Origin of the sequence: Nocardia sp. NBC_01377, assembly GCF_045040005.1 — a bacterium.
GTDB classification, from domain to species: domain Bacteria; phylum Actinomycetota; class Actinomycetes; order Mycobacteriales; family Mycobacteriaceae; genus Nocardia; species Nocardia noduli.
In genome coordinates, this window is record NZ_CP109566.1 from 2,683,060 (window position 1) to 2,696,924 (window position 13,865).

At 67.1% G+C, this 13,865-nt stretch carries 16 protein-coding genes; 7 read left to right on the forward strand and 9 right to left on the reverse strand.

Features of this window, described 5'->3' with window-relative positions:
* Positions 1-170 precede the first annotated feature (170 nt).
* The 3 genes from OG225_RS12310 to OG225_RS12320 all read left to right on the forward strand — a co-directional run bounded on the left by OG225_RS12310 (position 171) and on the right by OG225_RS12320 (position 3,626).
* A complete protein-coding gene (locus tag OG225_RS12310) occupies positions 171-1,412 on the forward strand; it encodes a PucR family transcriptional regulator (RefSeq protein ID WP_405181795.1) in 1,242 nt (413 codons plus the stop codon).
* Between the two features lie 126 nt (positions 1,413-1,538).
* Positions 1,539-2,936, forward strand: a complete 1,398-nt coding sequence (locus tag OG225_RS12315; RefSeq protein ID WP_405181796.1) for an ABC1 kinase family protein — start codon at positions 1,539-1,541, stop codon at positions 2,934-2,936.
* A gap of 60 nt (positions 2,937-2,996) precedes the next feature.
* A complete protein-coding gene (locus OG225_RS12320) occupies positions 2,997-3,626 on the forward strand; it encodes a TetR/AcrR family transcriptional regulator (protein ID WP_405181797.1) in 630 nt (209 codons plus the stop codon).
* Between the two features lie 17 nt (positions 3,627-3,643).
* Here OG225_RS12320 and OG225_RS12325 read toward each other — a convergent pair whose 3' ends face one another.
* The 4 genes from OG225_RS12325 to OG225_RS12340 form a co-directional block, all read right to left on the reverse strand.
* Complete coding sequence (locus OG225_RS12325) at positions 3,644-4,897, reverse strand: acyltransferase family protein (RefSeq protein ID WP_405181798.1); 1,254 nt, start codon at positions 4,895-4,897, stop codon at positions 3,644-3,646.
* Positions 4,894-5,820 carry an SGNH/GDSL hydrolase family protein gene (locus OG225_RS12330; RefSeq protein WP_405181799.1) on the reverse strand — a complete coding sequence of 309 codons (927 nt, stop codon included), beginning with the start codon at positions 5,818-5,820 and terminating at the stop codon, positions 4,894-4,896. Before OG225_RS12330 ends, OG225_RS12325 begins: the two co-directional genes overlap by 4 nt.
* 14 nt (positions 5,821-5,834) lie before the next feature.
* On the reverse strand, positions 5,835-6,227 hold the full coding sequence (locus OG225_RS12335; RefSeq protein ID WP_405181800.1) for a hypothetical protein: 393 nt from the start codon (positions 6,225-6,227) through the stop codon (positions 5,835-5,837).
* Positions 6,228-6,505: 278 nt separating this feature from the next.
* Complete coding sequence (locus OG225_RS12340) at positions 6,506-7,423, reverse strand: hypothetical protein (protein WP_405181801.1); 918 nt, start codon at positions 7,421-7,423, stop codon at positions 6,506-6,508.
* Between the two features lie 143 nt (positions 7,424-7,566).
* Here OG225_RS12340 and OG225_RS12345 point away from each other — a divergent pair, with 143 nt between their 5' ends.
* Positions 7,567-7,764 (forward strand): hypothetical protein, encoded by a 198-nt coding sequence (locus OG225_RS12345; protein ID WP_405181802.1) that lies wholly within the window; start codon positions 7,567-7,569, stop codon positions 7,762-7,764.
* Between the two features lie 32 nt (positions 7,765-7,796).
* Here the strand turns inward: OG225_RS12345 and OG225_RS12350 are convergent, their stop codons facing one another.
* From OG225_RS12350 to OG225_RS12360, 3 genes are all read right to left on the reverse strand, one after another.
* Positions 7,797-7,943, reverse strand: a complete 147-nt coding sequence (locus OG225_RS12350) for a hypothetical protein (RefSeq protein ID WP_405181803.1) — start codon at positions 7,941-7,943, stop codon at positions 7,797-7,799.
* 49 nt (positions 7,944-7,992) lie between these two features.
* On the reverse strand, positions 7,993-8,295 hold the full coding sequence (locus tag OG225_RS12355) for an ANTAR domain-containing protein (protein WP_405181804.1): 303 nt from the start codon (positions 8,293-8,295) through the stop codon (positions 7,993-7,995).
* 217 nt (positions 8,296-8,512) lie between these two features.
* Positions 8,513-9,583: an AraC family transcriptional regulator gene (locus OG225_RS12360; protein WP_405181805.1), complete on the reverse strand. Its 1,071-nt coding sequence runs from the start codon at positions 9,581-9,583 to the stop codon at positions 8,513-8,515.
* A gap of 121 nt (positions 9,584-9,704) precedes the next feature.
* On the opposite strand from OG225_RS12360, the gene OG225_RS12365 reads away from it, so the two are divergent.
* The 3 genes from OG225_RS12365 to OG225_RS12375 all read left to right on the forward strand — a co-directional run bounded on the left by OG225_RS12365 (position 9,705) and on the right by OG225_RS12375 (position 12,668).
* Positions 9,705-10,679 (forward strand): quinone oxidoreductase family protein, encoded by a 975-nt coding sequence (locus OG225_RS12365; RefSeq protein WP_405181806.1) that lies wholly within the window; start codon positions 9,705-9,707, stop codon positions 10,677-10,679.
* Between the two features lie 38 nt (positions 10,680-10,717).
* Complete coding sequence (locus OG225_RS12370; protein WP_405181807.1) at positions 10,718-11,605, forward strand: TauD/TfdA dioxygenase family protein; 888 nt, start codon at positions 10,718-10,720, stop codon at positions 11,603-11,605.
* A gap of 142 nt (positions 11,606-11,747) precedes the next feature.
* Entirely contained in the window at positions 11,748-12,668 is a 921-nt protein-coding gene (locus OG225_RS12375) for an MBL fold metallo-hydrolase (RefSeq protein ID WP_405181808.1), read from the forward strand.
* Between the two features lie 257 nt (positions 12,669-12,925).
* Here the strand turns inward: OG225_RS12375 and OG225_RS12380 are convergent, their stop codons facing one another.
* Both OG225_RS12380 and OG225_RS12385 read right to left on the reverse strand, forming a co-directional pair.
* The gene (locus tag OG225_RS12380) at positions 12,926-13,132 is read right to left on the reverse strand and encodes a DUF397 domain-containing protein (RefSeq protein ID WP_405181809.1); all 207 of its coding nucleotides are present in this window, start codon (positions 13,130-13,132) and stop codon (positions 12,926-12,928) included.
* Positions 13,129-13,725 carry a DUF5753 domain-containing protein gene (locus OG225_RS12385; RefSeq protein ID WP_405183245.1) on the reverse strand — a complete coding sequence of 199 codons (597 nt, stop codon included), beginning with the start codon at positions 13,723-13,725 and terminating at the stop codon, positions 13,129-13,131. The genes OG225_RS12380 and OG225_RS12385 overlap by 4 nt, the downstream gene beginning before the upstream one ends.
* Positions 13,726-13,865: the final 140 nt, after the last annotated feature.

Sequence of the window (13,865 nt, forward strand, 5' to 3'; positions counted from 1 at the left end):
TAGAAGCATTTCGTTCGCGTCGAACGATGATCGCCAAAGCGGAGTAGTAGTCGAGCTATCACTCGGCTTACTGTTCTGCATGACCCGGAAAGAGCAGTCGGTCATCGGGATTCGATCAACCTCGTCGCTCCCGACGGTCGGCAGCTCCGCCGGGAGACAGGAGGTCGTCGGTGATCGCCGAGAATCAGGCGCGGACGGGAACGTGTCGGCGCGCGTCCAAGGATTACCGGGAGCCGGTGCGGCCCTACCGCCGCGACGTGTGGACGCGCACGATCGTGGATCACGTCTCGGCGCGAGCGCCGGAATTGCGGAACTCGTTGGCGGTCGATCCGCACCGCGAGATCACCCTCGTGGTCAAGATCTGTTTGGACTGGTCGATCAGCCGACTGCAAGGCACCCTGACGATCGAGGACATCGATCGCCTACAGGCGGTACTGGCCTCGTGGGCGGGAGACGGCATCGGCATCGACACGGTGCTGCACGGTGTCCACGAAGGTTTCCGGGCCGGTATGGATCTGATGTTCGCGCAACGTCGCTCGACCACCAGCGACGAGGTGCGCGCGGTGACCGGAGCCGTCCTGGAATTGCTGCGGGTCGTGACCGCGACCGTGGGCAAGTCGTATGTGCGTGAATACCGCGCCCTGGCCATCGAACACCAGGTCGGCGTGCACACGTTGACCTCGGCTCTGCTCAGGGGCAGGCCCACATCCACCATGGCGACGACATTCGGCGCCCTGGTCGCCGAGCGGTACCACGTCCTCGCGGTCTCGATGCCTTCGCATCCGGACGAGGAGAATCCCGATCTGAACGGTCAGGTCGTGGCCAGGCGCAAGCTGCGCCGGGTGCAAGCGGCGCTCGCCCTGCACACCCGGGCCGCGCCGCTGTCGCTGCTGTCCGTCGACGGCGGCACGATCCTGGTGCCGTGTGCCGCGGGTGACACCGACACGCTGACCGATGAGCTCGTCGAAAAACTCTCCACGGCGGCGCAGGTTCCGCTTCGCGTGGCCACCGTCGTCGCCGATGCCGCCGATGTGCCTGTCGCGGTCGGTCACGCGCACGAACTCCTCGACACCGCGGATCAGCTGGGACGGGCGCCGGGGGTCTACCGGTTCGAGGAGCTGGCGTTGCAGTATCAACTCACCCGGCCCGGCGAGGCGCGTGACCGGCTCGCCGGACAGTTGGCGGTACTCGATGACCACCCGGAACTTCTCGAGACGCTGCGTGCCCACATCGGCACCGGATTGCGTCGCCAGGCGACCGCGAAGTTGTTGCATTTGCACCCGAATACCGTGGACTACCGGCTGCGGCGTGTCGGCGAGCTGACCGGTCTCGATCCCAGCAGTTCCACCGGCCTGTGGTACCTGCGTTCGGCCATGATCGCGAGGGCCGGGACGTCGTGCGAGCCTCGTTGAGGTTCGCACGGGCAGCACGGGAACGGGTGCGACCGACCGATCATCGGACCTACTGGTCGGAAATATGTACGAACTCGTGACCCGCGCGCACGGGGTTCTGCGATAGTACGGACCGGAGGTGGAACAGTGGCTGACGGAATACCCACGGGACGCATCCGGCGCGGCGGAAGGCTGGGGTTGTTGGCCGCGGGGGAGGCCGTGCGCGGCGTCGGAATTCGGCTGTCGGCGATCACGGCCACCGAGGAGGCTCGACAGATCCTCGCCGAGCGGTCGACCCTGCGGACCGCGCAGCAACTGGTCACGGTGCTCGGCGGCATGAAGGGCGCGGCCATGAAGTTCGGCCAGATGCTCTCGGTGCTCGACCTCGACCTGGTGCCGGAGTCGCACCGGGAACTGTTCCGCACGAAACTCGCCGAGCTGCGCGATCGCGCGCCCGCTGCCCCGTTCGCCACCATGCGCGCGGTGATGGAAGAAGAATTGGGCCCGCTGGCGCGGATATTCGCCGAGGTGGACGAGACACCGATCGCGGCGGCGTCGGTGGGGCAGGTGTATCGGGCTCGGTTGCACGACGGGCGTGCGGTCGCGGTCAAGGTCCAGTACCCCGGAATCGTTGACGCCATCGCGGCGGACCTGCGCAATCTCGAATTGCTGAGCAGCCTGTGGCGATCGATGCTCCCCAGCGCCGCCGACGACGCCGTGCTCGCCGAGATCGCCCGCAATATCGATCGCGAACTGGACTATCCGGCCGAGGCACTCACCCAGCATCGAATCGCCACTCGCTATCGCGGCCACCCCTTCATCACGATTCCCGACAGTGTGCCGCAGTACTGCACCCGCCGGGTCCTGGTGACCGAATTCGTCGACGGCCATCCTTTCGGACACCTACGTGAACTGCCGAGCGCGGAACGGGATCGGATCGCCGAGCTGATCTACCGTTTCTATCTCACCTCCCTGTTCATCGATCACGAGTTCTGCGGCGATCCCCACCCCGGCAATATCCTCCTCGCCGCCGACGGGAGACTGGCATTCGTCGATTTCGGCCTCTACAACCACATGGATCCGGCCCACGTCGAATTCGAGCGCGCATGTCTGCGCGCCGCCGCGGAGGGACGCGCCGACGATCTCTACCGAGCCTGGGTGGGGCGCGGCATCATCGACCCGGACTCCGGGGTCGGCGCGTCGGAATGCCTCGACTACGTCCGCGCGGCCGCCGGGTGGCATCTGGTGGACGAGTATCTTACTGTCACAACGGAACTCGCTACCACGGCGGTGGTACTCGCCGTCGATCCGAGGGCCGCGCTGTTCCAGCGGATGCGGCAACAATCGTTGCCACCGGAACACGTGTTCTCCCGTCGCGCGGATCTGTTCACCTTCGCCACGATCGGACAACTCGGCGCGGGAAACAATTGGCATCGGATCGCCCGCGAATGGCTCTACGACGAAGCGCCCGCGACCGAGATCGGCCGGGCGATCGCGGCATGGCGAGATCGGCGACCGATCCGAGTGCCCGATGGTCACGAATAGTCACGGTCGCCGCGCCGGGGCAACGGGTTCTTCTGTCAGCGAATACCTTCAGGGAGTGCGATGGGTTCCAAGGTCGCCGGGCAACGTCGTCGTCCGACACAGGAACGGGCGAAGGCGACAAGAGAACACATACTCGACACCGCCGCCCGGTTGTTCGGAGAGCGGGGCATCACGAACACCTCGACGAATCGAATAGCCGCCGAAGCTCAGCTCAGCGTCGGCACCCTCTATCGGTATTTCGCCGATCGTGCCGTCATCGTCGACGAACTGCTCGAGCGTTTGCTGAAGAATATCGAGCGTCGGCTCACCGAACAGGTCTTCGCCGTCGCCGACCGCTCGATCCACACGCTGTTCACCGACATCCTCCAGGTCATCTCCGACGAATTGGTCGCCAACGCGCGTCTGGTGCGCGCGCTGGTCGCGGGGGTGCAGTTCTACAGCAGCGGTCTGCCGGAATTCGAGCCGCGGCTGCATCTCCTGGTGAAAGTGGCGCTGATCCAGATACTCGGCCCCGGCGACGACCACAAATTCGACGTCATGACCTTCGTCATCCTCAACACCAGCTTCGCCGCCGTCCTGCGCGCCTCGGCGGTGGAAGTGGCGCGCACCGACCGCGACGAGGCCATCGACATGACCGCGCGGATGTTCTCGGCGTGGATCGAAGCCGAAGCCGCCCTCGCGGCACCGTGATCGCCGACATCGGCGGGCTACGGTATCGGCGGGGCCTCCGTGCGTGGCGCCGTGCGTCCGGCGAAGCGGTTCATCACCGGTACGTCGACCCAGTGATACAGCGCCGCCGCCGCCGCGGTGGACAGCACCAGGACGAGTAGGGCGAATCCGGTCCAGCCGAGGATGCCGAACTGTCTGCCGCCGATGAGGAATCGGGTGACGAGCACCATGATCGGGAACTGGATCAGGTAGAAGGCGTAGGAGATATCGCCCAGCCACACCATTCGCGGATGCGTGTTCAGTCCGCGAATGCCGTGCAGGTCTCGCGCGGCGAGGGTGGCCACCACCGCCGCCATGGGTGCGAGCAGCAGAGCGGACATCTTGAAATCGACCGGCACCAGCCAGGTCGCGGCGTAGGTGAGGACCAGGGCCAGCATCGGTGGTGCGAGACGGGTATTGCGCCACCGCCCTTCCAACACCATCCGTGCGGTCAACACGCCGAGATAGAACTCGGGCAACCGTGAGAGCGGAAAGGTGTAGCCGAGCCAATACGACTGTGCCACCGGGATATCGGGCTGCGCGAACCAGGCTTGGGAGGCGTGCAATTCGAAATACGGTGAGGTGTCGCCCGGAACCAGCCGGGGCGCGAAGGCGTTCGCGATCCCTTTCGGGCCCGGCACCCACAGGTAGTAGGCCGCGTGCAAGGCCAGCACGACGATCACCAGCACGGCGGCCGCGAGCAGCAGCTTGCGCGTTGGGATACGCCGCACCACCGGCAGCAGCAGCGGAAAGGTCAGGTAGAACAACAGTTCCGAGGCCAGCGACCAGGACGGCACGTTCAGTCCGCCGACGGTACTCCACTTCGGCACCCAGGCGTGGACGAGCAGCACATTCGGCAGCCACACCACGAGCCGATGCAACGGCACACCGGCCGCGAGCACGAATGCGGCAGCCGCCACCAGGTGGGTCGGATAGATCTTCAGCACCCGCCGCCGATAGAACAGCCGTATCGACATGCCGGGCCGGAACGACCAGTAGATGATGAAGCCGGACAGCACGAAGAAGAAGGTGACTCCCGCGGCCCCGAGCTGCATCGGCATCCACTGATGGATCCGGCGGAACAGTTCGGACTTCTGGAACGGGTACACCGGCAGGAATACCAGGGCGTGCAACACGAATACCGCGAACGCCGCCCACCAGCGCGCGCCGGTCAGCGATGGCAACGGGGAATGTCGTCGGTCGGGGGCGTCGGCGGCTACCGGGACGGGCAGAGTCTTCGGTGGGCGGGTCATCGAAGGTACCTGTCGTACAGGGCGGTCGCGACGACCGCGTCACCACGCGATGACGGGTGCAGCGGCAGCCCGACGACATCGGTATGCGGATCGAACACCCCGTTGATCCACGGCTCGGCCGAACACAAACCGTGCCCGGCGGTCAACGCGCGCGCGTCGAAGAAATCCAGTCCCAGCAGTTGGGCGCCTTCGCGCTGGGCCAGGTCCATGCGGTCGAAGTATTCGACGATGGCCCGTCCTCGTGGCTGGATGAACGGCGCCACGCCGAGGATGCCGACGCAGGCCGTGCTCTGCCCCGCAGGCAGGATCTCCGGGTATCCGACGATCACGACACGCGCGGCGGGTGCGTAGTACCGGATGTATGTGACTGCGGCACGGATTCTTTCGGCGTACACGACACCGGTCACCCCGCGGATGTCGGGAATGCGTCCCTGTTCCACCGCGTCGAGATCGCAGCCGCGGATCAGATCGAATACGCACTGCTGCAACGCGTACCAGAGCGTCTGGTCGGTCTCGCCCCAGTGGTCGTCGAGGCCCAGCTGTATGGTCACCAGCTCGGTCGCGGGGCCGAAGGCGCCGTCGTGGTCGGCCTGTAGGACCTGCATGGCCAGGGTGTATCCGGGACCGCTGTCGATGGTCGCCCCCGAACAGGACGGATCGGCCACCTCGTCGGAACCGTGCGGCCCGATCAGGCGGCCCAGTTGTGCGGGCCACGCCGTGGCGCCGCGTACGCAGACGTCTCCGAGAGTCAGCGGATCCCATCCGTTCGCGGTGTAGGAATCGCCCAGGACGACGACCTTCTTGCCCTCGGTCGGCGAATCCGCCTGCGCCGCGGTGGCTCCCACCGTCGAGGCGGTGATCGCGAGGGCGACAGCGCACAGTCCGCGCAATCCTCGGCCGACACCGTCGGCTGCCGATCCCATGGTGGCGCCCGTCCTCAGTAGCCCGCGCGTGGTTCGAAGCCGGGCGCGTCCAGGGTCGGCGGCGCGGGCTTCGGTTCCGGTGCGGGTTTCGGCGCGACCGGCTGCGGGACAACTGGTTGTGGGGCAACCGGTTCCGGGGCGATCGGCTGCGGGGCGGGCGCTTCGGTGGTGGCGGCGGGCTGCGGGCCGGGCGCGTTCACGTCGGCGGGGACCGGTGCGGCATTGCCGGGCGGTGCGGGCGCGGCGGCAGGCGCCGGAGTCGTTGCCGGGGCGACGGTGCTGCTGCCGGGGCCGGGCTGCTGATCCGCGGTGTTGTCATCGCAGGCCGCGGCACCGAACAGGTACGCCCCGGCGACGAGAACACCCGCCGCCCGGAGGAGGGAGACATCCGAGGTACGACGCTTCATGGAACCTCACCAATCGAAAAATGAAATGCAACTACTTCACTTTTGCGGAGTGTACACAGGTTGCGCCTGCCTCAGGAGCCCGATTCGCCCGAATTCGATCATCGCCCAGCGTAGGTCGCCGATCGCTGGTTCCTCGGTGCAGTCGACGGCGAGGAGAGCGGAGCGCTCGGCGCACGGTCCTCGGCGTCGACCGGTCGACGCAGCTGGGTCGGCCACCGGCGTACGCGTTCTCGACGTTTGCCGACAGCGTGCTCGGCGCGGGCGTCCTGGCGCTTCGGTCAATCGAATTCCTCTGCCCGCGTTGGCTTGTGCGGCGCGGTATGTGAGGCGGCGAGGGCGTCCAATGTCTGCCTGGAGGTGCGGAACGGGTGCCAGCCGAGGCGTCGCTTGGCTTTGGTGGTGTCCATCACGACCGAGGTGCGTGCGAGGTGCAGCCATTCCAGAACCGGCGGCACGAACGGAAGCTGGGCGATCGCCCTCGAGACCATCGTGGCGGCCGCGGCGGGCACCCGGACCGGTCGCCCGCCGAGCGCCGACACGATCTGCGAAATGGTGACCACGCCGTCGCCTGCGATGTTGTAGGCCCCCGGCGGCGCGGACGCCACGGCAGCCAGGGTGATCGCGACCGCGACATCGTCGTGGTGCACCAGTTGGAGCGGATGTCCCGGATCCGGCACGACGGGTTTGAGCGCGGGCACCGATGGATGGAACGGGATGCCGACCGGATCGGCCCGCGGATCGAAGGCGCCGTTGAGCCACGGATCGTTCGAGCACAGTCCGTGTCCGGTGGTGACCGCCCTGGTGTCGAACAACTCGATGCCGAGAATTCGGGCCGCCTCGCGCTGGGCCGTGTCCACGCGGTCCAGGTACTCGATCAGCCCTTCGGCCCTCGGCTGGATGAAGTTGCTCGCCCCGAGAATGTTGACGCACGCGAAATCCTGTCCGGCGGGGAAGAGTTCGGGATACCCGACCAACACCACCTCGGCGTCCGGAGCGTAGTAGCGCACATAGGTCACCACCGCGCGGATCCGCGCCGCGTATTCCCCACCGGACACCCCGCGGTAGTCGGTGACCCTGCCTTCGGCGGCGGCGTTCGGGCCACACCCCTGCTCGAGGTTGAACACGCACGGCAGCAGCGAAGTCCACAGCGTGGTGGAGTGTTCGGTGCCCCAGGCGTCGTTGAGTCCGAACTGCAAGGCGACGACCCGCGTGCGCGGGCCGAATCCACCCGCCTTGTCGGCGTTGATCGCCTCCTGGGGTGAGGGAGTAGCCCGAATCGGTCTCGATCGCGGCGCCGGAGCAGGACTCGTCCCGGAAGTCCGGGGTGCCCGCGATATCCATGAGTTTGCTGAGTTGCGTCGGCCAGGACGCGGGGCCGCGCAGGCACTCCTTCGCGTCGCTCTCCCAGCGGAAACCGTTGGCGGCGAACGAATCGCCCAGCACGACGAGCGTGCTGCCCGGTGCGGATTCGGCCGAGGCGGTCGGTGTGCCGGGTGCGAACGCGACGGCGGCCAGCGCGAACACGGCGAAGCGGTGAGACAGCTTGGTTGCGAACATGATTCCCGCTTCTCAGTAACCGGCTCGGGGCTCGAAGCCCGGGGCGGTGAGAGTCGGTGGAGCTTCCTGCACGGGGGCCGGAGCGGGGGCCTGCTGCGTCTGGGGATGTGGCGCGGCCTGCTGCGCCGGTTCGGCGGCGGGGGCACGGGTGTCGATCATCCGCTATCGACCGCGCGAACGTCCCGGACCCACCGACGTATGCCTAGGTTCAGTTGAGATTCGGATCCAGGGCCGAGTGCGTGGTGTCGAGCAGAAGCAGCCGGTCCAGGCGAGCGCGGACGCGCGCGGCTTCCTCGGGATGGCGCGGATCGGGCAGTTCGGCGACCACCCGGGCAGCCAACTCGGCGAGGTCGATACCGCAGTAATGGGCGCGGGCCCGCAGGATCGCCGCGGCGGCGGGCTCATCGAGACCGTAGAGCAGGATGATCGCGCCTTCGGCCTGTGCGATCATCCCGAGCCGGGGAGCGGTCGGGTCTTCGGCGCCCGCGCTGGGGTCATCGATGTCGTTCATGTCGGCGCGCCTTTGCTGATCGCCCCCGTGGGCAACCCGACGGAAATGGGTGTCCGACCAGCTTGCCCGAGAAAAGGGAAACCAGGTCGGACACCAGGTGACATTTTCAGGTGGAATCGACACATTGCTCGTGGCCGGGTGCCGGTTCAGGGCCGCGACCGGTCCAGACTCCGCGACAGGTCGGCGGTCGAGTGCGGTTTCGCGGTGCACATCGTCGTCATGTGGGCCGCGGCGGCGGTGTAGGAACTCGGATGCCGATAGTCGAGATCCTGTCCGAGGCGACTGTCGGCTCCGGCTGGTTCCGCCATCGGGTGGGGGTGCAGCCGTGGTGGTGACGGAACCAGCGCGAGAAATTCCCCGGTGAGGAGAAGCCGAGCGATTCGGCGATCTCGGTGATGGTCCGGCGCCGATCGGTGATCATGTGCCGGGCCAGTTCGGCGCGGGTGGCATCCAGTAGCGAGGTGAAGGTTTCCCCCTCGGCGGCGAGGTGGCGGTGGATCGTGCGGCGATCGACGCCGAGGCTGCGGGCGACCTGCCCGATCGAGCAGCCCCCGGTGGGCAGGAGCAGTTCGACGAGTTCCCGTACACGTTCGACGGTGGTGGCGGGCCGGGCGCGATAGGTGGAAGCGGACAGCAGTTCGTGGGTGTAGGCGCGCAGTCGCGGATCGGACATGTCGTTGGGCCGATCGAGATCGGTGGTGTAGGTGAGGATGCCGTCGAAGTCCTGGCCGAAGCGGACGTGAGAACCGAACACGCGCAGATGGGTTCGCGGATCGCCGGGAGGCGGGTGGGCGAAGCGGACTTCCAGCGGTTGCCATCCCGGCCCGGCGAACCCGCGCAACAGGGTGTGCAGGACGCCGACGGACAATTCGACGGCCTGCCTGGTGTCTCCCGGTCCGCCGAGGTCGAGCCTGACGTGGACGACGGCGATACCGTCGTGTTCGGTAAGCCCGACGCGCAAAGCTTCGTTGAACATGTTCCCGTGCCGGGAGATGACGCGCAGGGCGCTGCGGACGTCGGGTTCCTCGCGGACGACGAGGCCGAGCGGGCCCAGGTTGCCGAAGCGGCGGCGTTCGGCCAGCCGGAGCCCGAAATCCGCACGGCCGGAATCCCTCGCGGATCGGGTGAGCAGGTCGGCGATCGCCGCGGCGGGGATCCAGCGGTCCTGCACGCTCATCGCCACCGGATCCAGGCCCGCGCCGCGCAGCTGTGCGAGCGGATCCAGGCCCACCGAGCGGGCGAGATCCACATATCCGTGCAGCGCCGCGTAGTGGGCCAGCGGTTTCACCGGACCTCCCGGGATGTCCCGAAATGAATATATTCCTGTCCCGACAGGATAAGCGGGTGCGGATGGTCCTGCCTACCGTGGAACCAGAGAGCGCGAGGGGCACTCGCAGAGGAGGTTCGAGGTGGCAGGCGCGGTTCGCTTCTACGAGACCGGCGGTCCGGAAGTATTGCGTTGGGAAACAGTCGATGTCGGCGCGCCGGGCCGGGGAGAAGTGCGTATCCGGCACGAAGCGGTCGGGCTGAACTTCGCGGACACCTATTTCCGCAGCGGACTGTATCCCGCGGCACTGCCCGCGGGCATGGGTGTCGAAGCGGCCGGTCGGATCGAAGCCGTTGGCCCGGACGTGCACGGCTTCGGTGTGGGCGATCGCGTGACCTACACCGGGAGTCCGCTGGGGGCCTACAGCACCGAGCGCGTGCTGCCCGCCGAACATCTGATCGCCCTGCCCGGGTCCATCGCCGCCGATACGGCGGCGGCGATGACGATGCGCGGGCTGACCGCCGCTTATCTGTTGCGCCGCATCCATCCTCTGCGCGCCGGTGACACCGTGCTGCTGCACGCCGCCGCGGGCGGCGTGGGATCGATCTTCACCCAGTGGGCGAAGCTGCTCGGAATCTCGGTGATCGGCACGGTGTCGACCGAGGAGAAGGCCGAGATCGCCGTGGCGAACGGATGCGACCACGTCGTGATCCACACACGCGAGGACATCGCTGCCCGGGTTCGGGAACTCACCGACGGCGCGGGTGTGCCGGTGGTCTACGACAGCATCGGCGCGAGCACCTACGACGCCTCGCTGCGCGCGCTGTCCCGTCGTGGCCTGCTGGTGTGTTTCGGTACCGCGTCGGGCCCCGTTCCGCCCATCGACGCCATGCGGCTGGCGGTCGGTGGCTCGCTGTTCGTGACCCGCCCGGCTCTGGCCGACTACATCGCCGATCCCGCCGAACGGGCCGAGCTCGCGGGCGAACTGTTCGCACACGTCACTTCCGGGCGCATCCGCATCGCGATCAACCAGCGCTACGAACTCCCCGACGCGGTCCACGCCCATCGTGAGCTGGAATCGGGGCGCGGCATCGGCTCCTCGGTCTTCGTCGTCTGACGCCTGCCCCGAAACATCCGACCTTCCGGAGGATCTCGATGACAGTTGTCGCCCCGCAATCCGTGCCGTGCGGCTCGATCGGTGTCACGCCGCTGACGTGCACGATCGGTGCGGAACTCACCGATGTGGACTTCGCCAGGGCCGCCAACGACGACGCGTTGTTCGCCGAGTTGCGCGCCCTGTTGCTCGAGCACAAGGTGTTGTTCGTGCGTGATCAGGACATCAGCCGCGCCGACCATGTCGCGCTCGCACGGCGATTCGGGCCGCTGGAGGATCATCCGGTGGCACCGAGCGATCCCGACCACCCCGGCCTGATCCGGATCTACAAGGATCTCGACAGTCCCCCGGAGCATTTCGAGAACGCCTACCACTGTGATGCCACCTGGCGCCCGAACCCGCCCATGGGCTGCGTATTGCGTTGCGTCGAAACCCCTCCCGTCGGTGGTGACACCATCTGGGTGAACATGGTCGAGGCCTACCGGCGGTTGCCGCGGGAGATCGAACAGCGCATCCGGGGACTGCGTGCCCGGCACAGTATCGAGGCCAGTTTCGGTGCGGCCATGCCGATCGAGCAGCGACACGAACTCGCCGGACGGTTCCCCGACGCCGAACATCCGGTGGTGCGCACCCACCCCGAAACCGGGGAGCAGATCCTGTTCGTGAACTCGTTCACCACCCACCTGGTCAACTACCACACCTCGGAGAATGTGCGCTTCGGCGCCGATTACGCGCCGGGGGCCGCCGAGCTGCTGCACTATCTGATGCGCCAGGCCGCCGTACCCGAATTCCAGGTGCGGTGGCGGTGGACGAAGAACAGCTTCGCCATCTGGGACAACCGGTCGACCCAGCACTACGCGGTCCAGGACTACTGGCCCGCGGTCCGGAAGATGGAACGCGCCGGAATCGTCGGCGACGCCACCTACTGACCCGCCCTCGGGCGCGGGGGCGCCACAGTACGGTCCGACAAGGGGCGTGGACCTCTACCCGCGACACCGTCCTGGAGCCCCGGCGTGGTCAACCGCGCCGAAGTCGGCCCGGGACCGTGGCACCGCCCGATATCGTGGCGGTATGCGTCTCAAGCCGGGCCGTCCGGACCTGCGTGACTACACCGCGCGATTCGACGTGCCCGCGGCACGCGAGGGGGCGGGGGTCACGGTGACCTGGCTGGGGGTGACGACGATCCTCGTTCAAGACGGGGAGAGTTCGCTGCTCACCGACGGCTTCTTCTCCCGCCCTCCGTTGGCAGCTGTCGGTCTGGGGCGGATCGCCCCGGCATCCGATCGGATCGAGGCGTGCCTCGCGCGTGCGGGAGTGCGTGCCCTGGACGCGGTGATTCCGGTGCACACCCACTTCGATCATGTGATGGATTCACCCGCCGTGGCCGAACGCACGGGCGCGGTGCTCGTCGGCGGCGGCTCGGCGGCGAATGTGGGGCGTGGCGCGGGCCTGCCCGAGGACCGGATCGTCCTGGCCACCGCCGGTGCGGTGATGACCTTCGGGAACTACGAGGTGACCCTCGTCGAGTCCGGGCACTGCCCGCCGGACCGCTATCCGGGGGAGATCACCGGCCCGGTCGTCGCGCCGGTACGGGCCTCGGCGTATCGATGCGGCGAAGCGTGGTCGACATTGGTGCACCACCGGCCCACCGGGAAACGCCTGATCGTCCAGGGCAGCGCCGGATTCGTGCCCGGCGCGCTGGCCGGGCACCGGGCCGAGGTGGTCTACCTGGGCGTCGGTCAGCTCGGCCTGCGCCCCGAGCGCTACATCACCGAATACTGGAACGAAACCGTCCGTGCCGTCGGGGCGCGTCGCGTAGTGCTGATCCACTGGGACGACTTCTTCCGGCCGCTGAGCCTGCCGTTGCGGGCGCTGCCCTACGCCGGGGACGATCTGGACGTCAGCATGCGAGTTCTCGGTGAGCTGGCCGATCGAGACGGAACAGCCCTGCACATGCCGTCGCTGTGGGAGCGAGCCGATCCCTGGAGGTGATCATCCGCGCCGCGCGCCCGCCACATCGATGATGGTCACCGCGAACGGCACCGGCGACGCGGTATGCCCACCGGGACGTCTTCGCGCAGACATGTTCCGTGGCAATCGAGTACCGCGTCGAAGGGACCGGCTGCCAGGGACCGGTCTGCGAAGTCGCTGACGCAACACACTCAGCACCGACGACAGGGTCACCAGTAGAACGAATCGGCCCTCAGTTCGATGCCGAGAGCCGATTCGGTATGTTCGTGGATTCGGTGCTACGGGCGATCGAATTCGCCGTTACCGACGCCCGCAACAAAGGCGGACCACTCGGATGGCGTGAACAGCAGTGCGCCGTCGCCCGGATTCTTGGAGTCGCGAACGCCGACTTTGCCGCCGTCGAGGAACGCGACTTCCACGCAGTTGTCGTTGCCCCCACTGTGGCTGCTCTTGAACCAGCGTGCCCCGGACAGGTCCATGCTCACGGCACATACTCCTTCGCTACACGCCTCAGAAGGCGTCTACTCTCGACCGGCTCCAACGCTACTCGTTGGATCACCCGAAACGCGTCTCGGTACGCGCGGACGCTGCGCGGAGTTTCGAGGTGCATGTTGCCCGCGAAGCTCTCGACGTAGACGACGGGCGGCTCTTGTGCTCTCCCTGCGCTGTCAGGACCGAAGTCCAAGAGGGTGAACGCGTCGACAGCCTTGCCGATGGGGTAGCCCGCGTGGTCCGGCAACACTCGTATCGACACGTTCGACGGCATGTCTGCCGGGTGCTTCAGCTGGCGACTCATCGACCTCGTCCCACCGACTACCCTACGGAGCACGCCTTCGTTCAGGATGAGGTCGACTCGCAGGGGAGACATCGTGCGGTTGATCAGATTCAGACGTTTGCGTCGTACATCCATTCGATGGTTGCGCTCGTCGGCCGAGTCGTCGCGGAAGTAGATTCGATCCAGCACTTCTGCGTACTCGTTGGTCTGGAAGAGACTCGACACTATGTCCGGCCGGTAGACGGTCAGCTGTTCCGCTGCGGCTTCCAGACCCAGGTATACCTTGAAACTGGGGGCCAGCAGGTCGGTTCTCTCGTCTCACCAGCTTTGCTCTCTGCGCTGTGCGGCAAGGGGTTTCAGCTCGTCCAGTCGGTCCATCCTCTGATAGAGGCGACACAACTTGGCCAGTTTCGGAATTTGTCAAGTCAAATGAGACAGTGCTG